Source organism: Jatrophihabitans sp. sgz311053, from assembly GCF_056135305.1.
The window spans coordinates 354,614-372,625 of record NZ_JBWAXP010000001.1 but is presented as its reverse complement, the minus strand read 5'-3'; the positions used below and the strand labels follow the sequence as shown (position 1 = coordinate 372,625).

General features: G+C 72.1%; 17 protein-coding genes. 13 read left to right on the top strand and 4 right to left on the bottom strand.

The features are described 5' to 3' along the window. Positions 1 to 63 precede the first annotated feature (63 nt). The 13 genes from AC0NZQ_RS01460 (at position 64) to AC0NZQ_RS01400 (ending at position 14,565) form a co-directional block, all read left to right on the top strand. On the top strand, positions 64 to 321 hold the full coding sequence (locus tag AC0NZQ_RS01460) for a hypothetical protein (RefSeq protein WP_474527851.1): 258 nt from the start codon (positions 64 to 66) through the stop codon (positions 319 to 321). Between the two features lie 48 nt (positions 322 to 369). Next, entirely contained in the window at positions 370 to 1,248 is an 879-nt protein-coding gene (map, locus tag AC0NZQ_RS01455) for a type I methionyl aminopeptidase (protein WP_474527850.1), read from the top strand. Positions 1,249 to 1,350: 102 nt separating this feature from the next. Continuing rightward, complete coding sequence (locus AC0NZQ_RS01450) at positions 1,351 to 2,598, top strand: hypothetical protein (RefSeq protein ID WP_474527849.1); 1,248 nt, start codon at positions 1,351 to 1,353, stop codon at positions 2,596 to 2,598. A 360-nt stretch (positions 2,599 to 2,958) separates the two neighbouring features. After that, entirely contained in the window at positions 2,959 to 4,545 is a 1,587-nt protein-coding gene (locus AC0NZQ_RS01445) for a lipopolysaccharide biosynthesis protein (RefSeq protein WP_474527848.1), read from the top strand. Beyond that, entirely contained in the window at positions 4,530 to 5,345 is an 816-nt protein-coding gene (locus tag AC0NZQ_RS01440) for a glycosyltransferase (protein ID WP_474527847.1), read from the top strand. Before AC0NZQ_RS01445 ends, AC0NZQ_RS01440 begins: the two co-directional genes overlap by 16 nt. Before the next feature lie 53 nt (positions 5,346 to 5,398). Further along, on the top strand, positions 5,399 to 6,901 hold the full coding sequence (locus AC0NZQ_RS01435) for a glycosyltransferase family 4 protein (RefSeq protein WP_474527846.1): 1,503 nt from the start codon (positions 5,399 to 5,401) through the stop codon (positions 6,899 to 6,901). Then, entirely contained in the window at positions 6,898 to 8,424 is a 1,527-nt protein-coding gene (locus tag AC0NZQ_RS01430; protein WP_474527845.1) for an ArnT family glycosyltransferase, read from the top strand. Before AC0NZQ_RS01435 ends, AC0NZQ_RS01430 begins: the two co-directional genes overlap by 4 nt. A gap of 41 nt (positions 8,425 to 8,465) precedes the next feature. Beyond that, a complete protein-coding gene (locus tag AC0NZQ_RS01425) occupies positions 8,466 to 9,269 on the top strand; it encodes an alpha/beta hydrolase family protein (protein WP_474527844.1) in 804 nt (267 codons plus the stop codon). 70 nt (positions 9,270 to 9,339) lie between these two features. Beyond that, positions 9,340 to 10,155, top strand: coding sequence for an SGNH/GDSL hydrolase family protein (locus AC0NZQ_RS01420; protein WP_474527843.1), 816 nt, complete (start codon positions 9,340 to 9,342; stop codon positions 10,153 to 10,155). Continuing rightward, a complete protein-coding gene (locus AC0NZQ_RS01415) occupies positions 10,152 to 11,279 on the top strand; it encodes a glycosyltransferase family 4 protein (RefSeq protein ID WP_474527842.1) in 1,128 nt (375 codons plus the stop codon). Before AC0NZQ_RS01420 ends, AC0NZQ_RS01415 begins: the two co-directional genes overlap by 4 nt. Next, positions 11,276 to 12,376 carry a polysaccharide pyruvyl transferase family protein gene (locus AC0NZQ_RS01410; RefSeq protein ID WP_474527841.1) on the top strand — a complete coding sequence of 367 codons (1,101 nt, stop codon included), beginning with the start codon at positions 11,276 to 11,278 and terminating at the stop codon, positions 12,374 to 12,376. The genes AC0NZQ_RS01415 and AC0NZQ_RS01410 overlap by 4 nt, the downstream gene beginning before the upstream one ends. 61 nt (positions 12,377 to 12,437) lie before the next feature. Continuing rightward, a complete protein-coding gene (locus AC0NZQ_RS01405) occupies positions 12,438 to 13,616 on the top strand; it encodes an AAA family ATPase (protein ID WP_474527840.1) in 1,179 nt (392 codons plus the stop codon). A 13-nt stretch (positions 13,617 to 13,629) separates the two neighbouring features. After that, positions 13,630 to 14,565 (top strand): endonuclease/exonuclease/phosphatase family protein, encoded by a 936-nt coding sequence (locus tag AC0NZQ_RS01400; protein ID WP_474527839.1) that lies wholly within the window; start codon positions 13,630 to 13,632, stop codon positions 14,563 to 14,565. Here AC0NZQ_RS01400 and AC0NZQ_RS01395 read toward each other — a convergent pair. Genes AC0NZQ_RS01395 through AC0NZQ_RS01380 form a run of 4 tightly spaced genes read right to left on the bottom strand, consistent with a single transcriptional unit; the run spans position 14,537 to position 18,012 of the window. After that, entirely contained in the window at positions 14,537 to 15,166 is a 630-nt protein-coding gene (locus AC0NZQ_RS01395) for a TrmH family RNA methyltransferase (RefSeq protein ID WP_474527838.1), read from the bottom strand. The genes AC0NZQ_RS01400 and AC0NZQ_RS01395 overlap by 29 nt on opposite strands. Continuing rightward, positions 15,163 to 16,560 (bottom strand): ATP-binding protein, encoded by a 1,398-nt coding sequence (locus AC0NZQ_RS01390; protein WP_474527837.1) that lies wholly within the window; start codon positions 16,558 to 16,560, stop codon positions 15,163 to 15,165. The genes AC0NZQ_RS01395 and AC0NZQ_RS01390 overlap by 4 nt, the downstream gene beginning before the upstream one ends. A 28-nt stretch (positions 16,561 to 16,588) precedes the next feature. Beyond that, the gene (gene pyrE, locus AC0NZQ_RS01385; protein ID WP_474529389.1) at positions 16,589 to 17,242 is read right to left on the bottom strand and encodes an orotate phosphoribosyltransferase; all 654 of its coding nucleotides are present in this window, start codon (positions 17,240 to 17,242) and stop codon (positions 16,589 to 16,591) included. Between the two features lie 8 nt (positions 17,243 to 17,250). Further along, positions 17,251 to 18,012 (bottom strand): SDR family NAD(P)-dependent oxidoreductase, encoded by a 762-nt coding sequence (locus AC0NZQ_RS01380; RefSeq protein WP_474527836.1) that lies wholly within the window; start codon positions 18,010 to 18,012, stop codon positions 17,251 to 17,253.

Here is an 18,012-nt window from a genome sequence, read left to right as displayed (position 1 = left end):
ACGCCCGACGTGACGGGACCATTTCGGCCTCAGGTCCGGCCCGCCGCAGCCGATGATGAGCTCGTGACTCCAGTGGTGGTGGCCGGCATCTGGCTGGCGCTCGGCGTGGGCGTCTGTCTGCTCACCGGCCGCGGCATCGAACGGGCGGGCCGCCGGCCCGGACGCAGCGCGCGACGCGCCGCCGACCGGACCGCGGCGACGCAGCCCCGGAGCTTCGTCGAGCTCTCCACGCTCGACTGGGTCCAGGAGGCCGACCACGCCGCCACTGCCGAACTGCTCTCGCTGCGCCCCGGCGCGATCCGGCAGGTGCCGGCCCGCTAGCGCGAGGACGGCATCGGCCCGGTGGCAGCCGCGCGGCACAATGGAGTCATGACCGTCGTGACTCCACCCCAGCCGCTGCGTCAGGGCACCGTCTCGCCGCGTCGGGACGTGCCGAAGGCCATCGCCCGTCCCCACTACGTCGGGACCTGGCCGAAGACCCGGGCGGACTTCGACGACCCGATGGTCAAGGACACCGCCACCATCGAGCGAATGCGTATCGCCGGGCGTATCGCCGCGGACGCCCTCGTCGAGGTGGGCCGGCATGTCGCGCCGGGCGTCACGACCGACGAGCTGGATCGCGTCGGCCACGACTTCCTCGTCGCCCACAAGGCCTACCCGTCGACGCTCGGCTACAAGGACTACCCGAAGTCGCTCTGCACCAGCGTCAACGAGGTCATCTGCCACGGCATCCCGGACGACCGGCCGCTGGCCGACGGCGATGTTGTGAAGGTGGACATCACCGCCTTCGTCGGCGGCGTCCACGGCGACAACTGCGCCACCTTCTACGCCGGCAGCGTCGCGCCCGAGGTCCGCGACCTCGGTGAGCGCACCCGCGAGGCGATGCTGCGCGGCATCAAGGCCATCCGGCCGGGTCGCCCGGTGAGCGTCATCGGCCGCGTCATCGAGTCCTACGCCAAGCGCTTCGGCTATGGCGTGGTCCGCGACTACACCGGTCACGGCGTCGGCCCGAGCTTCCACACCAAGCCGACGATCCTGCACTACGACGAGCCCGGTGCGGACACGATCATGGAGCCCGGCATGACCTTCACGGTCGAGCCGATGCTGACCCTCGGCGGCGTCGACTGGTACATGTGGGACGACGACTGGACCGTCCTCACCAAGGACGGTTCGATGGCCGCGCAGTGGGAGCACACCGTGGTCGTCACCGACGACGGCGCCGAGATCCTGACGACCCCCTCGGCCTGATCGCGCGGGTCGTCGGCGATTTTCGCCCCATTCGTGCACAAGCGGCACGGGTCGGTTAGGCTGTCACTTAGCGGGGAGCTAACACGATGATCTGAGGTCGTCATGCCTTCCCCGCGTTCGCCCTTCGCCGCCCCCGCCCCGCGCGCCTCCTCCGGCCTGCTCGGAGCCCTCGGCGCCGTCGCCGTGATCGCGATGACGGCGCTCGGTGTGACTGCCGGCGCGCCGTCCGCTCCGGAGCCGGTCGAGACGCCCGTCAGCCGGACGACGGTGCCGCCGGCGATGGGCCTGCTGGCGCCGACGGCCGACCAGCTCGGCCACCTGCGCGCCAGCGGCATCACCCGCGTCGCCGTGGGGCGCGGGTGGAACACGCTGCAGCCGCGCCCCGGCAGCTGGAACACCGCCGAGGCCGACTCACTGCATCAGACGGTCGGGGCCGCGGTGCGGCAGGGGGCGGCGGTGACCCTCGACCTGGGCCTGCAGTACCCCGCCTCCTGGGTCTTCTCGGTGCCGGGGCAGACCCGGTTCGTCAACCAGTACGGCGACGTCTGGCGTGCCCCGCTCTCCGAAGACGTGCCCAACGCCGTCTTCAACCCCGCCGTGCGCGCCGCGCAGGCGGCCTACATCGGCCGGCTGGGCCGCGCGCTGGCCGGGGCTCCGGTCTCCACGATCCGGATCGGCGGCCTGCTCAGCGGCGAGCTGCGCTACCCCGACGCCGACTACCGCGGCCACCGCATGTCGCTCTGGATGTACGACAGCGCGGCGCAGGTCGGCGCGCCCGTGCCCGGCTGGCGTCCCGGACGGGGCAGCAAGGCCGACGCGATCGCGTCGTTGAACTACTACTACGCCAGCCTCACCGGCTATCAGACGTGGCTGATGCGGACCGTGCACCAGGCCTTCCCCGCGGCGGCGCAGCAGGTCCTCTTCCCGTCATGGGGGTTGCGTCCCGGCTTCACCACCCGTGCCGTGAACGACGGACTGCGGGGCCGCACCGTCGCCGAGGTCAACGGCATGATCAGCGCCGGCCTCGACTGGGCACACCAGGTCCGCGCGATGAAGGCCTCCGGCATCCGGTCGACGGTCTACACGACCTGGCTCGACGCCCCGGCGCAGGGTACGGACTCGGCCGGCGTCCCGCCGGTCGCCTATCTCGCTGGACTCGCTGCGCAGTACGGACTGCCGGTCGCCGGCGAGAACACCGGCCGCGGTGGGGCCGCGGCCTTCCAGCTCAGCGCGAAGCGGGCGAAGGCGTATCGCCTGACCGCAATGATGTACATGTCCGGACGGTTGATCGAGGACAGGGCGGCCGGGATCAGCTTCGCGCGCTTCGCCGCCCTCGCTCGCCAGGGCTGACGCGTTCGAGTGGCGCGGTGCCCCGGAACGTGGCAACGTGCTGCACGTCACGCGCACCGTCGACGGTGTCGTCATGTTTCGCGTGTGTCGGCAGGCATGGCCGCGGCTCGGGGCAGTGAAGAGGCTCGCGAGCCCGCAATTGCGGCCCCGAGCAATTGTTAAATTCGCGTGGGTTATTCTCCGCGAAACGCCTCATGGCGCCGAGATCGGGACCATAGGCCTGCCCTGACATTCCCTCGAAATCGGCCTGTCTCATGCGGGAATTGGACACGAGGGGTTCTTTCTCATCTCGCTCCCGGGCCGCTGAAAGCGTGCTTAGTCTTGCCGCGCTGACAGCGACGAGGAGCGGGGGCGCTCACGGTGAAGAGTGCGGCAGAGGTGGTGGCGCGTCGGTCCTCCGACGGCCGCCCACCGCTCGACGGCGGCCTGCCCGCCGCCGGCATCGCGCCTGCGCCGGGGCCGCCGACACCGGCCCCGCCGGCACCGGTCCCGCCGCGTGCCGCCGGCTCGACGCGTGCGGTGGTGCTGGTGCTGGCCTTCACGACCGCCCTGGTCAGCGCGGCGAACTACGCGATGACCCTCGTCGCCGCTCACCTGCTGCCGGCCGCCGAGTTCACCACCTTCGCGGCGGGTCAGAACCTGCTGCTCGTCGTCGGGACCGGCTCCACGGCGGCACTGCCCTGGGCCGTGGCTCGGTATCTGTCCGCGTCGGACTACGAGGGTGCGCCGGGCAAGGCCATGATGTTCGGGCTCACCGGCTCCGTCGTCCAGGCCGTCGTCCTCGGCGCCGTCGCCCTGCCGGTCTGCTGGGCGCTGGGAGGGCTGGGCTTCGGCCTGGTAGGGGCCTGCGCCGCCGTCACCATCTCGCTGCTCGCCGGGCCCTCCGGCTACCTGCAGGGTCGTGGCCGGCTGGCCCCGCTGGCCGGCATCCGCGTCACCGAGGCGGCCGTCCGCATCGGCCTCACCCTGGCGCTGCTCGGATCGGTCTCCCACACCGCGACGGCGGGCATCGCCGGCTTCGTCTTCGGCAGCCTCGCCGCGCTGTGCCTGGCGCTGTGGTTCGGCCGCTCTGCGCTGCCGCTGCGTCGGATGGAGGGTGCCACCTATCGCCGGCTGTCGCTGCAGGCGGCCGGCCTCGGCGGCATCCAGCTCCTGCTCGCCGTGCTGGCCGCGGCGGACGGGGTCCTCATCGGCTTCGCCGGGCTTTCGGCGAGTGAGGCCGCCAGCTACCAGACCGCGGCACTCATCGGACGCATCCCCCTCTTCCTCGGTGGTGCCATCGCGCTGGGGACGTACACCGCGCAGGTCGCGGCCGCCGACGATCGCGCCGCCCGGCGCATCGAAGGCTCGAACCTGCGCACCTTCGCCGTGCTGTGCGTCCCGTTCGTGCTGACCTGCCTGACCGTCCCGGCCGGCGTGCTGAGCCTGGTGGTCCCGGCCGATTTCGGGGAGACCCGGTCGCTACTGGCGGTGACCTGCTTCAGCGGGGTCGCGGCCGGACTGGTCAACATCATCTCGACCACGTACCAGGCGCGACGTCGCTTCGGCCGCTGCCTGACCGTCCTCGGCGGTGTCGCGGTGCTGCAGACGGCGAGCCTGCTCGCGCTGGGAACCGTCGGCTCCCTGCACGGCTACGCCATCACCGCCAGCCTGCTGCTGTGGGCCGCCGTGATCGGTCTCGTCGGTGCGGACGGTCGCTTCGCGGCGGGGGAGCTTGGCGCCGACGGCAACCGGTCCCGGCGGGGTCGCGGCACGTCCCGCCCGACCGTGCGAAGCCTCGCCGTTCCCGCCGCGGTCCTGCTCGCCGGCGTCGCCCTGCTGGCGGCCCGACCTCATCCCGCGCTCTGGTGGGGCCTGCTTCTCCTCGTCGCCGTCGCCTGTCTCGTCGCCCTGTTCCGTCCCGCTCACCCCACCCCTCAAGGGAGCCAGTCATGCTCACGTCCCTGAGCCCCGCCCTCGTCCCCGGCGAACGGGTCGCCCCGTCGCTGCGTCCCCCCTGCGACCTCGAGATCGTCGTCCCCACCTACAACGAGGAGCGTCGGCTGCCGGCGACGCTCGACGCCCTCTTCGCCGAGCTCGACGCGGCCCCGCAGGTGCAGGCCCGCGTCGTGGTCGTCGACAACGGCAGCTACGACCGCACCGCCGAGGCCGCCGACCGGGCGCGTGCACGCTACGGCGAGGAGCGCGTGCACGTCATCGGCTGCTCGGTGGGCGGCAAGGGCGCGGCCGTCCGCCGCGGCATGCTCGGCAGCTCGGCCACCTGGGTCGGCTTCGTGGACGCCGACCTCGCCACGCCGGCGGCCACCCTGCACCCCGCCCTGGCCGCGCTCGCCGCCGGTGACGACGTCGTGATCGCCTCGCGGCGGTGCGCGGGGGCTCGCTACGACGTCGCGCAGCCGCTGGTCCGGCGCGCCGGCAGCTGGGCCTTCCGACTCGCGGTCCGCGATCTGCTCCCCGATGTCGCCGACACCCAGTGCGGCTTCAAGTTCTTCACCCAGGCCGCCGCGCGGCGGATCTTCGCCAACCTGCGGACCAACGGCTTCAGCTTCGACGTCGAGGTGCTCGCCCGCGCCCACGCGATGGGCTTGGCCATCACCGAGGTCCCGGTGGTGTGGAGCGACGATCCCGACTCCTCGCTGCGGGCGATGACCCACGCCGGCGAGATCGCGCGGGAGATCCTGCGACTGCGCCGGCTGCGCCACGACGACACCGACACCGAGCAACTGCTCTCGCTGCGGCTGTCCTGACCTCGACCTCGTCAGATCCCCCCAATCCGACGAAGCAAGGAGATCGACCTCTCATGCAGCTGTCCCGCGTGATCATCCTCAACTGGAAAGACATCAAGCACCCCGACGCAGGAGGTGCCGAGTCCTACTGCCACAACGTGGCCGTCGAGCTCGTCGGCCGGGGCGTGCGCGTCACCTACGTCACGAGCCGCCCCCGCGGCGCCACCCGTCACGACACCATCGACGGCTACCGCGTCGTCCGCTTCGGCTCGCGGCTGGGGGTCTACCCGCTCGCGCTGCTGTGGCTGCTGCTCAACCGGCGGCGGGTCGACGCGGTGATCGACTCCCAGAACGGGATCCCGTTCTTCAGCCCGCTCGTCCTCTCCAAGCGCAGCGCGATCTCGCTGCTCATCCACCACGTGCACCAGGACCAGTTCGCGATGTACTTCCCGCCGCTCGCGGCGCGCCTCGGACGCTGGCTGGAGAGCGCGGCCTCGCGGCGGGTCTATGGCGGCCGGCCGGTCTGCACCGTCTCGCCCTCGACCCGGACCGATGTCCGGGCCCGCCTCGGCCTGCGCGGCCAGGTACACGTCACGCCCAACGGCTACCGGGTCGCGGGCGGACCGTCGCACCGCCGCTCGTCCCGGCCCACGGTCGCCTGCGTCGGCCGGCTGACCACCCACAAGCGCTGGGAGCTGGTGCTCGACGCCGTCACGGCGGTCGTGCAGGAGGGTGGCGACCTCGTCGTCGACCTCATCGGCAAGGGGCCGGAGGAGGCGCGCCTGCGTGAGCACGCCGCGCGTCTCGGGCTGGACGACCACGTCCGCTTCCACGGCCGGGTCTCCGACGCCGAGCGCGACCGGCTGCTCGGTCAGGCGTGGCTGACGGTCTGCACCTCCGTCGCGGAGGGCTGGGGACTGACGGTGATCGAGGCGGCTGCGCAGGGCGTCCCGGCCCTCTCGTTGGACGTGCCCGGGCTGCGCGACTCGGTCCGCGACGGCGAGACCGGGTGGCTGGTGCGGGACGAGGCGGACCTCGCCGCCGGGCTGCGCGACGCGCTCGCGCTGCTCGCCGACGAGGCCACGGCCGAGGCCTACGCGGCGCGGTGCCGGCGCTGGGCGGCCTCGCTGACCTGGTCGGCCACCGCCGATCGCTTCCTGGCGGTGATGGCGGCCGAGCGCACCCGTCGCACCGGCTGGCCGGTGTCGCCGCCGGCGCGGACCGACGCCACCGTGCTCGTCACCCTCGATCGTGCGGGTGCACGGCTGCTCGACGAACGCGCGCTGCGCGAGCTGGACCAGACCACCTTCTGCCGGGCGTGTGTCGACTCGGTGGACGGGCCCTTCGTCGTCCTGCTCAATGCCGCCGACGAGAGCGACGCCGGCCGCATCCTGGCCACGGCGGGGCTGCCGCCGGGGCAGGCCGAGGTGACGGTACGGCTGGCCCGGGCGCGTGACCTCGTGCAGTGGCACGGTGCGGCTCGTCCGCACAACGCGCTGCCGTTCCTCTCGCCCCACACCTGCCCGATGGCGCCGCACCTCGCGGCGAGCGCGCCGCGCGCGGTGAAGATCGCATGACCGCCACCGTCGACCGGACCACCGAGTCGCCCGAGGACTCGGCAGCGCCGTCCCCCCGGCTTGTGGACCGGGCCCGAGGCCTGGTGACGCCGTGGCGGGCATTCCTCGTCGGGGCGACGGTGCTGGCGTGGCTGAGCTTCCACATCGGCAGCGACACTGCCTACGACCTCTTCATCGACGAGCCCTTCTACGCCCAGGTCGGGCAGTCCGTCGCCCGCGGCGGTATGCCGTACGCGGCCGGTGTGCACTTCTTCCTGCACCCGCCGGGCTACTTCCTGATCGAGGCCGTCTGGATGCAGTTCTTCGGGCTGCACAACGAGGTCTTCACCCAGGTCTACAGCCTGCGCAAGCTCATCGCGATCTTCGCCGCCCTGAGCGTCCTCATGATCGCCCTCATCGTGGAGCGGGTGGCGGGACGGACCGCGGCGGTCGTCACCGCGTCCCTCTTCGGCGTCAACGCCTTCGTCCACCGGCAGAGCGGGATCAACATCCTGGAGCCCTCGACGGTCTTCTGGGCACTCGCCGGCTATGCGGTGCTCGTGCGGATGCCGGTCGAGCCCGGACGCGCCCGCCGGGGCCGGATCGTCGCCGCCGGACTGCTCTTCGGCTTCGCGATCCTGAGCAAGGAGTTCGCGGTCTTCATCACGATGGTGCCGATGGCCTTCGCGTGGCTGTTCCGGTGCTGGGTGTCGCGGCGTGAGGCGCTCGCCCTCATCGGCCTCGCCGCCGTTCCCTACATCGTCTGGGTGGGCGTCGTCGCGGCGACCGGCAACTGGAGCACCTACGTCTTCCAGATCTCCACCGGCTTCAAGCGGACCGCCGGCACCACGCAGATCACCGGGTTCAACAAGGCCGACGGTCCGTCCTTCCTGGACGCGCTGATCCGCAACGTCTACTACCTCTGGACGGCCTACCTCATCCTCGGCATCGGCAGCCTGGCGATCCTGTACCTCGCCTGGAAGGCGGTCACGCCGCTGCAGCGCTTCATCGCCTGCTACGGCCTGGGCGCCATCCCGCTGCTGACCTACTGCGTCCTGATCGGCACCAACGAGGAACAGTTCTTCAACTTCCTGCTGACCCCGGCGCTCATCGCTCTCGTCGTGGTGGCGCGTGAGCTGCGCCCCCGCGCACCCCGCGCCGTCGTGGTGGCCACGCTGGTCGTGGCCTCGGCGATGGTGGTCTCGGACGTCGCGAACTGGATCACGTACCGCGTCGACAGTGACGACGGCACCTACAAGGTGGACCGCTGGATGGCCGAGAACGTGCCACCGGGGACGGTCGTCGCCGTGACCAACTCCGTGCAGCGCGAGATCTTCACTCGCTACACCATGGTCAACTTCATGGGGGCGAGCACGGTCCGGAACAAGGACGTCCGCTACCTGGTCGTCTTCCGCCGGCAGGTCGACGACGGCTACGCCTTCGTCGGTCCCCGCGCCGTCGACCGCGAGGTCGCCCGGTTGACCACGGTGTACGAGACCAGCAGCCGCAGCAACGGCCGGATGACCGTCTACGAGGTCCCGTGAGCCGCCGTCGCGGGAGCCGCCGTCCGGTGAGGTGCGGTCCGGTGAGGTGTGGTGCGGCCGCCCTCGTCGCGCTGGTGCTGCTGCTGGCCGGCTGCTCCTCCGGCGACCGGCCCGCCTCCGGCGGGGAGCCGTTCCGGCTGACCCGGATGACCTCGGCCTCGGGTCAGCGCGAGGTCCTGCTGCAGCCCCACGGCGCGGTTCGCGGGGTGGTGCTCTTCATGCACGGCTTCGCGGCGGACCAGGACCAGATCCTCGACGACGACAACCTCTTCCCGCTGCGCTCCGCCCTGCTGCGGGCGCACCTGGCGGTGGCGGCGAGCCAGTCGCACGGCGACAACGTCGGCAACCCGCGCAGTGTCGCCGATCAGGCCGCGCTCGTCTCGTCGGTCAAGCGCAAGCTCGGTGGCCGGGTGCCCGTGGTGGCGACGGTGGGGTTCTCGATGGGCGGTCTGGACGCGCTGCTGGTGGCAGCCCGCGGGATCGTCCCCACGCTGCGGTCGGTCATCCTGCTCAGCGGGGTCAGCGACGCCCGGCCCTTCCTCGAGTCGCGGTTCCGGAGTGCCATCACCCGCGCCTTCGGCGATCCGCAGGCGGGTGCGCTGCGGGCCGCGGTGACCGCGGCGAGCCCGTTCGCGCTCCCCAGCCGGGACTTCCGGGGCAAGCGCTACCTCTTCTTCCACAGCGCCGAGGACTCGGTGGTCCCCGAGGCGCAAAGCCGCGACATGGTCGCCAAGCTCACGGCAGCAGGCATCCCCGCCTCGTTCCTCGCCGTCTCCGGCGACCACGGCGAGCTCACCGGCCTGGACACCCGACCGGTCGTGGCCGCCGTGACCGGCGCCGGATGAGCGCCCCCAGCAGCATGAGCACGAGGCGGCGAAGCAGCAGCCGTCACCCGCAGCACACCCGGGAGATCACATGACAAGCACGGCGCAGGACCACTCGGCGGCCACGGGTGGCGTCCCCGGCCACCGGGTGGTGATCATCGGCGACAGCTGGATCCGCGGCCTCGGGCCGGAGCGCCGCCGCTCGGCCGGCAAGACGGTGGCGCGGGCGCTGGGGGCCGAGGAGATCCTCGACCTCACCGCGATCAGCCGCACCGCGCCCGACGTGGCCGGCAGCCTGCTGCCGCAGATCCGCGCCTTCGGCCCCACCGTCGCCGTCGTGGCGGTGGGCGGCGCCGACTCTCTCGTCTTCCCCGGCTTCGGCGTGCAGCGCCTTGTCGAGCGTTTCGCCCCTGCGTCCTGGCACGGCGTGGAGGGGCTGCAGCCCCTGGTGATGTACTCCCGCGACGAGCGGCGCCGCCGGCGGCAGCGCATCGAGCAGACCGGGAAGATGATCGTCAAGCAGCTGCTCGTCCACGGTCTGCGCAGCCGGCGACGTATCCCGCTGCCCGACTTCGAACGGGCGAGCCGGACGATCCTCGACGAGCTGGGTGCGCTCGGCGCCCTCAGCGTGGTGGTGGGCTTCCCGTGGGTCGACTCCTGGCTCTCGCCGAAGACCAACCGCAGCATCGCGGCGACCAACGAGCGGCTCCGGGGGCTCTGCTCGGTGCGCTCGGATGCGCTGTACATCGACTCGGCCGATCTGCTCACCCGGTGGGACGACTACCTCCCCGACCACGTTCACATGGCGGCCAGCGGACACGAACGCGTCGCCACCGGCGTGCTCGCCGCCCTGCAGCACAGCGGCGCGCCGTGGTCCGCGCTGGCCCGGTCGGCGGCGGCGTCGTGACGACCACCGGCGCACGGCCCCGCATCCTGCATCTCGCCTACGAGGACCCCGAGGCGCCGCAGCGAGGGGGCGGATCATTGCGCACCTACGAGATCAACCGTCGGCTCAGCGCCGACTTCGACATCCACCAGGTCTTCGCCGCCTACCCCGGTTCGGCCGCCGGTGCGCTGGCGCCGGGGGTCCCAGGCCGGCAGCACCTCGGGCCGCGCGGCGCCGGCCGCTTCGCAGCCCAGATCGGCTACTTCGCCCGGCTGCCGGGTTACGTCCGTCGGCATTCGGTCCACTACGACCTCGTCGTCGAGGACTTCGGTGCGCCGATCGGCTCGGTCGGGGTGCCGCGCTGGTCCCGTCGGCCGACGCTGGCGATCGTCCAGTGGCTCTTCGCCGACGCCAAGTCGCGCGAGTACCACCTGCCCTTCCGGCCGGTCGAGGACTTCGGTGTCCGCTCCCACTGCCGCTTCATCGCCGTCTCCGGAGGGATGGCCGACGAGCTCCGGCGGCGCAATCCGGCAGCTCGGGTCGACGTCGTCGCCAACGGCCTGCCGGACGACGCGCTCGCCACCGACTGCGGCGATCCGGAGGGGCGGCGCGACATCCTCTTCCTGGGCCGGCTCGACGTGGACCACAAGGGACTGGACCTGCTCCTCGAGTCCTTCGCCCGCGTCGCCGCCGAGGTCCCGCAGAATCTCGTGGTCGCCGGTGTGGGCGACGGCGAGGGGTGGCTGCGCCGCGAGGTGGAGCGCCTCGGCCTGGCAGAGCGGGTGCGGCTGCTCGGCCGGGTGCCGACCGACGAGCGCTTCGACCTGCTCCGGCGAGTCGATGCCGTCGCGATGCCGAGCCGGTACGAGTCCTTCGGCATGGTCGCCGCCGAGGCCGCGGCGGTGGGGACGCCGGTGCTCGCCTTCGACATCCCGTGCCTGCGCGACCTCGTCCCCGACGACCTGCGGGTGCCGCCGCTGGACGTCGCGGCCTACGCCGAGGCGCTGCGACGACTCTGCCTGCGCACCGAATGGCGCCGCGACCTGCAACGGCGGCTGCCGGCCACCGTCTCGCACCTGTCGTGGGACGCCCTGGCCCGGCAGCAGGCCGAGGTCTACCTCCGAGCGATGGGAGAACGGACATGACTGACACCGCACATGCCTCGGGCACGATCGCCGATCCGGTGGGACGCTGGCTTGTCCCCTACCTGCAGACGTTCCGCAGCAAGCCGAGCGTCCTCATCATCGGCAACTACGGCCGGGGCAACCTCGGCGACGAGGCCATCCTCGCGGGGATCCTCGCCACTGTCGGGCCGCATGCGACACCGGTCGTGCTGAGCCGGGTCCCCGGCGCGACGACGGGACGGCACGGCGTGGCGTCGGTGCAGAGCCTCTCCCTCGACGCGGTGCGGACGGTCTGGCGCAGCGATGTCGTCGCCATTGGCGGTGGTGGCATCTTCGGCAACGGCATGACGCTGCTGCCGAAGCTGCTGCCCCTGATCGCCGTCGTCCTGCAGCTGATCGGCAAGCCGGTGGTCTTCGTCGCCATCGGGGCCTACGAGACGGCCCCGCGGTGGATCGTCGGGCTGCTGCGCCTGGTGGCACGGCGCAGCCCGCTGGTGACGGTGCGGGATCCGGAGTCGGCGCGGACCCTCGGCGGGGCCGCCGTCCTGGTCCGCGACCCCGCCGTGGACCTCCCGCCGGCGCCGGAGCGGCAGGCGGTCGAGGTGCTGCGGCAGGCGGGAGTGCGTCCGGGCGTGCCGCTGCTGGGAGTGTCGGTCAAGCCCTGCATGGACGCCGACTGCGACGCCCGGCAGCAGGAGCTGGCGCTGGCCGCCATCGACCGCTGGCTGCGCACCTCCGACGGCGACGTTGCCATCATGGCGCTCTCGGAGCGCGGCGACTTCGGGCTCGGCGACGCCACCACCGACTCCACGCTCGCCCGCACCTTGCAGCAGCGCTCCGTCGCGCCGCAGCGGGTGTCGATCGTCGGGCCGGCCCTGCAGCCGGACATGATGAAGGCGGTGGTGGGTTGCTGCGACCTCATCGTCGCGCACCGGCTCCACGCGCAGATCTTCGCCTGGTCCATGGGCGTGGAGCTGGTCGGGTTGAGCTACGAGCGCAAGTCCGATGAGTTCCTGCGGCTCGTGGGCGCTCCCCGGCTCGACCTGGCCGCGCCCGACGCCGCCGACGAGGCCGTCCTCGCCGAGGGCTGCCGGCGGGTGCTGACCCGGACGGCCTGAGTCGCTATCGCTGTATCGGCGTGTCTGCGCTGAGAGCTAGAAAGCCCGATACAGTCCGATCGTGGATCCGGTACGCAATCCCTACGCCCCCGGCGCCGGGCAGCGGCCGCCCGAGCTGGCGGGGCGGGACGGCGAGTTGACCGGCTTCGAGGTCGTGCTGGAACGCGTCTCGCGGGGTCGGCCGGAGCGCAGCATGGTGCTCACCGGACTGCGGGGCGTCGGCAAGACGGTGCTGCTGAACGCGATGCGCTCGGCCGCGGTCCGCCGAGGCTGGGGCACCGGCAAGCTGGAGGCTCGGCCGGAGCAGTCCGTCCGTCGCCCCCTCGCCGCGGCGCTGCACCTGGCGGTGCGCGAGCTCTCCGGCCGCAACGACGCCGAGTCGCGCCACGTGCTCGGCGTCCTGAAGAGCTTCGCCCAGCGCGAGACGGGCAAGGCCAAGCCGTGGCAGCCGGGTATCGACGTTCCCGCGGTGCCGGGGCGGGCGGATTCCGGCGACATCGAGATCGACCTCGTCGAGCTCTTCACCGACGTCGCCGGGCTGGCGGCCGACGCCGGGCACGGCGTCGCGGTCTTCATCGACGAGATGCAGGACCTCGGCCCCGACGACGTCTCCGCGCTCTGCGCCGCCTGCCACGAGATCAGCCAGCAGGGTCTGCCGCTGGTCGTGGTCGGTGCCGGACTGCCGCATCTGCCCGCCGTGCTCTCGGCCTCGAAGTCCTACAGCGAGCGGCTCTTCCGCTACGCGCGGATCGACCGGCTCGACCGGGCCGCCGCCGACCTGGCGCTCCGCGGGCCGGCTCGCGACGAGGAGGCGGACTTCGACGACGAGGCCCTGGCCGCGATGTACGAGGCGACCGGTGGTTACCCGTACTTCGTGCAGGCCTACGGCAAGGCCGTCTGGGACGTCGCCCCGCGCAGTCCGGTGACGGCGGCCGACGTCGCCGTCGCCGCCCCCGAGGCCGAGGCCGAGCTGGCGGTGGGCTTCTTCGGCTCGCGCTACGAGCGGGCCACCCCCGCCGAGCGCGACTATCTGCGCGCGATGGCGGACCTGGCCGTCGAGACCGGCGACGTCGAGTCGGTGCCGACGGCGATGGTGGCCAAGGCGCTGGACCGCCCCGCCCAGTCGCTCTCGCCGGCCCGTGACGGGCTGCTGAAGAAGGGGTTGGTCTACTCCGGGCAGCGCGGCCGCATCGCCTTCACCGTGCCGCACTTCGGCCGCTACCTGCTCGCCCAGGACTGACCGGAGCGGGCGGATGAAGGTGCTTGCCGTCCTCGGCTGGATCCTCTTCGGGATCGGCGCCCTCGGTGCGGCCGCCTACTGGGACGCCGCGCTCTACACCCTCACCGTCAGCCTGGCCGCCTTCGCGCCGTACCTGATGCTGGCCGCGCTGCCGGCGGCCGTCCTCCTGGGGGTGACCCGCCGCTGGTGGGGGTTGGGCCTGTCGGCGGCGGTCGTCGTGCTGCTGGTGGCGGTGACGCTGCCGCTCTTCGTCGCCGCATCGGCGCCGCGGGACGCGACCGAGGTGCGCGTCCTCACCATCAACTGCCGGCTCGGGCAGGCAGACCCGGCGAGCATCGTCGCCGCCGTTCGGCAGCTCCGGCCCGACGTCCTCATGCTGCAGGAGCTCACCCCCGGCCTGGTCGCCACGCTGCGCCGGGCCGGACTGGACCAGCTGCTGCCCCACGACGAGGCCCGTCCGGAGCGTCCGGACGGCGGCGGTACGGGCATGTGGTCGCGCTACCCGATGACGGCCGCCGGCCAGCTCGGCCTGAGCCTGCGGTCGGTGGTGGCGCGGGTGGCGATCCCCGGCGTCGAGGTCGCACCGACCTTCGTCGCGCTGCACGTCGCGGGTCCCTATCCGGCGGCCGGCCACTGGGTCTCGGACTACCGCCGGCTGCCGGGGCGGCTCGCCGGCCTGCCGCGCGACGCGCCGGTGATCGTCGGTGGCGACTTCAACGCCACCTTCAGTGTCGGCCCGTTCCGCCGCGTGCTCGACGACGGCTACGCCGATGCCGGACGGCAGGCCGGGGCGGGGCTGCTGCGCAGCTACCCCAGCGATCATCCGCTCATCGGCATCGACCACGTGCTGACCCGCGGTGCGGTGGGGCGCTCCGCGAGGACGGTCGAGATCGCCGGCACCGACCACCGCGGACTCGCGGTCACGGTGGCGGTGCCGCGTAGGTCCTGATCCAGGCGTGCATGGCGATCCCGGCGGCGACGCCGGCGTTGACGGACCGGGTCGAGCCGTACTGCGCGATGGAGCAGACCCGGCTCGCCGACTTTTGCGCATCCTCGCTCAAACCACTGCCCTCCTGGCCGAAGAGCAGCAGCGCGTGCCGCGGCAGCGTGACGGTCTCCAGCGGCTCGGCACCGGGCAGGTTGTCGACGGCGACGATCTCGTACCCGGCCGCGGCGGCGTGATCGACCAGCTCGGCCGCGGTGGCGACGTGGCGGACGTGCAGGTAGCGGTCGGTGACCATCGCGCCCCGCCGGTTCCAGCGACGATTGCCGACGACGATGACCTCTCGCGCGTTGAAGGCGTTGGCGGTGCGGACGACGGTCCCGATGTTGAGGTCGTGGCGCCAGTTCTCGATGGCGACGGCGAAGTCGTGGCGCCGGGTGTCGAGGTCGGCGACGATCGCCTCGACCGTCCAGTAGCGGTAGCGGTCGACGACGTTGCGGCGGTCGCCGTCGCGCAGCAGGTCGGGATCCAGCCGAGGATCGTCCGGCCAGGGGAGGGGGTGCGGCCCGACACCGACCTCGGGTTGGGCTTCCGATCCGGAGTTCATGCCAGTTGCCAGTACGCCTGCGGATCGGAGGGTGAGTTGCCCACCCACGCCACGGCGCCGTCATTCCTCAGCCGCTGGAGCCGACGGATGGCGGTCGGTCGGGTGACTCCGAGCAACTCCTGCACCTCCCCGGTGCTGAGTCGACCCGATGCGCGGAGGGCGGCAATGATAGCCGCGTCCCCTTGGGTCGCGCGGCGCGTCGGAGAAGCACGGTGGCTCGTCAAAGTGAGCTGCACGCTGCCGGAGGTCTGGTGGTAGAGCGGATCGGTCAATCCGGCGAGACGCATCTCTTCGAAGATGCGTCGGATTCCCTCGCCTAGCTCCTGGCCGATCCGCAGGTCTGCGCACACTCGGGCGACGCGTGGGTTTCGTGCGAATCGCGTCGTGTGGAGCGGGTCGCCGAGGTCAACGAGCCCAGGGAAGCGTCCGGGGCTCTCGATAACGATGCGGTCGTCGAAGATGTCGACGTGGATGTGATCACCACCGAGGCTGTACGAACGGTGAACCACGGCGTTCACGACACCCTCCAGCCACGCGTCTTCAGGCACGACAGGGATGTCGTCGAACGACCCGCCACCGGTCAGCGCGCGTCGTGTCGGCTGCCACTGCTGGATAGTGCGCCGAGCCTGCATGATCACTCGCGGAACGGGGCCCTCGATTCGGGTGTCGGCGACGATCTGCTGACGCGAGCCTGTCCCGCGCTCCCTTCCGGCGAACCGCGTCACACGGAGGTGGGCGTTGGGCAGCACGCGGCCCGGCTCTGCGGCGAAGAGCAGAGCGCCGCCGATGGTCAATCGACCGTCGTTGAGGAGGCCTCGTGCATGGAGAAGGCGTTGCGGATCGCGCGCCGCCACGCGCTGCGCGTAGTTGCGGACCAGCTCGTCGTCCAGGGCGTCGATCCCGAGTCCGCTCGGTTCGCTCTCGAAGGCTGCGTGGCCCTTGTCGTAGTTGATCTCGCGACGCTGGGCGAAGGACAGTCGCCGGGTCTCGTCGCCGACGCGAAGGAACACGTCGTCGCGTGTGGTGGCGTGGACGCTGGAGCCCGGCGGGATCTCTATGGCTAGCAGGTCGTCTGGTTCGCCGCCCGCATTGACGCAGGCGTGCAGCGACGAGCGGATATGCACGGTGGGCTCGGTGAAGGTCATGGCGACCTGCATCAGTTCGTTTCGGTGACGGATGTTCGCTCTGGTGCCGTCGACTGTCCCGTTGTGGAGTCCGACCACGATGATCCCGCCGTCCGCGTTCGCGAAGCCAACCACTGCCTCGGCCAGCCGGCGAGGCTCCACGCGACCGGACTTTCGCTCGAACCATTGGTCCTCAGGCAGTCGGAGCAGCGCAGGGCCGACCTCGGCGGGCGGCAGATGCAACGATCGGCTCACATCACCAGCGGGCATGAAACTACCCTAACGTTTTTAGGGTAGTTCAGGGTTGGGAGACGGCGCCGTACTCGGCGCGGTACGCGAGCATGGCGTCGAGATGCTCGGCGTGAGTGCCGCTGCCCCGCAGGTAGGTGACGATGTCGTCGAGCGTGACGATGGCGTGGACGGTGACACCCCGCTCCTGCTCGACCTCCTGGATCGCGGAGAGCTGCCCGGTGCCACGCTCCTGCCGGTCGACCGAGACGACGACGCCGGCCAGTTCGGCGGGGGAGTCGTCCACGATGGTCATGACCTCGCGGATCGCGGCGCCGGAGGTGATGACGTCGTCGACGAGGAGCACCCGTCCGGCCAGCGGGGTGCCGACGATGAGACCGCCCTCGCCGTGGTCCTTGGCCTCCTTGCGGTTGAAGGCCCACGGGACGTCCCGGCCGTGCCGCTCGGCGAGCTGGACCGCGGCGGCCGAGGCGATGGGGATGCCCTTGTACGCCGGGCCGAGCAGGACGTCGAAGCGCAGGCCCGCGGCGACGATGGCGTCGGCGTAGTACTGGCCGAGGCCGGCCAGCCGGACGCCGGTGTTGAAGAGGCCGGCGTTGAAGAAGTAGGGGGAGCGGCGACCGGATTTGAGCGTGAACTCGCCGAATCGCAGCACCTCGTGGCCCAGCGCGAACTCGATGAAGCCGCGCTTGTAGTCGGGCAGCTCGCCCATCAGAGGGACCGCGCCTTCATGACCGCGCGCAGCACCGGGCGCGGCAACGTCCGGGCGGCGGCCACCAACGCCTGGTAGCGCCGCGACGGGACGCTGATCGGCTTGCCGGCGAGGGCGTCGTCCAGGCCCTCGCGGACGACGTCGGCGGCCTGCAGCCACATCCGGTCCGGGACGTGGCTCATGTCGGCGGCAGCCCGCTCGTGGAACTCGGTGTGGGTGAAGCCGGGGCAGATCGCGGTGGCGGTGACGCCGCTGCCGTCGAGCTGGACGGCCAGTGCCTCGCTGAACATCGTCACGTACGCCTTGCTCGCCGAGTACGTGGCGTTGCCGCCGCGCGGGACGAAGCCGGCGACCGACGATACGTTGACGATGTGCCCGCGGCCGCGGGGCTGCATGGCACGGACGGCGGCGTGGGACAACCGGAGCACGGCGCGGACGTTGAGGTCCAGCTGCGCCTCCTCCTTGGCCAGGTCGGCCTCGCCGAAGGCGGCGTAGGTGCCGATGCCGGCGTTGTTCACGAGGACGTCCACCTCACCGGCGGCGAGGCGCTCGGCGACGGCGGTGGTGCCGGCATCGGTGGCCAGGTCGGCCGGGAGGACCTCGACGGCCACACCGTGCGCCCGCTGCAGCTCGTCGCGGGTGGCCGCCAGCCGGGCCTCGTCGCGCGCCACGAGGACGAGGTCGTAGCCCCGCTCGGCGAGTTGCCGGGCGAACTCGGCGCCCAGGCCGGCCGTGGCGCCGGTGACCAGTGCGGTCGGCAT

Bases quoted from the DNA above. Each gene is read 5' to 3' on its own strand.
- AC0NZQ_RS01390 (WP_474527837.1), bottom strand. From the start codon at position 16,560: ATGCCCGCTGGTGATGTGAGCCGATCGTTGCATCTGCCGCCCGCCGAG.
- AC0NZQ_RS01395 (WP_474527838.1), bottom strand. From the start codon at position 15,166: ATGAACTCCGGATCGGAAGCCCAACCCGAGGTCGGTGTCGGGCCGCAC.
- AC0NZQ_RS01410 (WP_474527841.1), top strand. From the start codon at position 11,276: ATGACTGACACCGCACATGCCTCGGGCACGATCGCCGATCCGGTGGGA.
- AC0NZQ_RS01400 (WP_474527839.1), top strand. From the start codon at position 13,630: ATGAAGGTGCTTGCCGTCCTCGGCTGGATCCTCTTCGGGATCGGCGCC.
- AC0NZQ_RS01435 (WP_474527846.1), top strand. From the start codon at position 5,399: ATGCAGCTGTCCCGCGTGATCATCCTCAACTGGAAAGACATCAAGCAC.
- AC0NZQ_RS01440 (WP_474527847.1), top strand. From the start codon at position 4,530: ATGCTCACGTCCCTGAGCCCCGCCCTCGTCCCCGGCGAACGGGTCGCC.
- AC0NZQ_RS01450 (WP_474527849.1), top strand. From the start codon at position 1,351: ATGCCTTCCCCGCGTTCGCCCTTCGCCGCCCCCGCCCCGCGCGCCTCC.
- map (WP_474527850.1), top strand. From the start codon at position 370: ATGACCGTCGTGACTCCACCCCAGCCGCTGCGTCAGGGCACCGTCTCG.
- AC0NZQ_RS01430 (WP_474527845.1), top strand. From the start codon at position 6,898: ATGACCGCCACCGTCGACCGGACCACCGAGTCGCCCGAGGACTCGGCA.
- AC0NZQ_RS01380 (WP_474527836.1), bottom strand. From the start codon at position 18,012: ATGCCGACCGCACTGGTCACCGGCGCCACGGCCGGCCTGGGCGCCGAG.
- AC0NZQ_RS01420 (WP_474527843.1), top strand. From the start codon at position 9,340: ATGACAAGCACGGCGCAGGACCACTCGGCGGCCACGGGTGGCGTCCCC.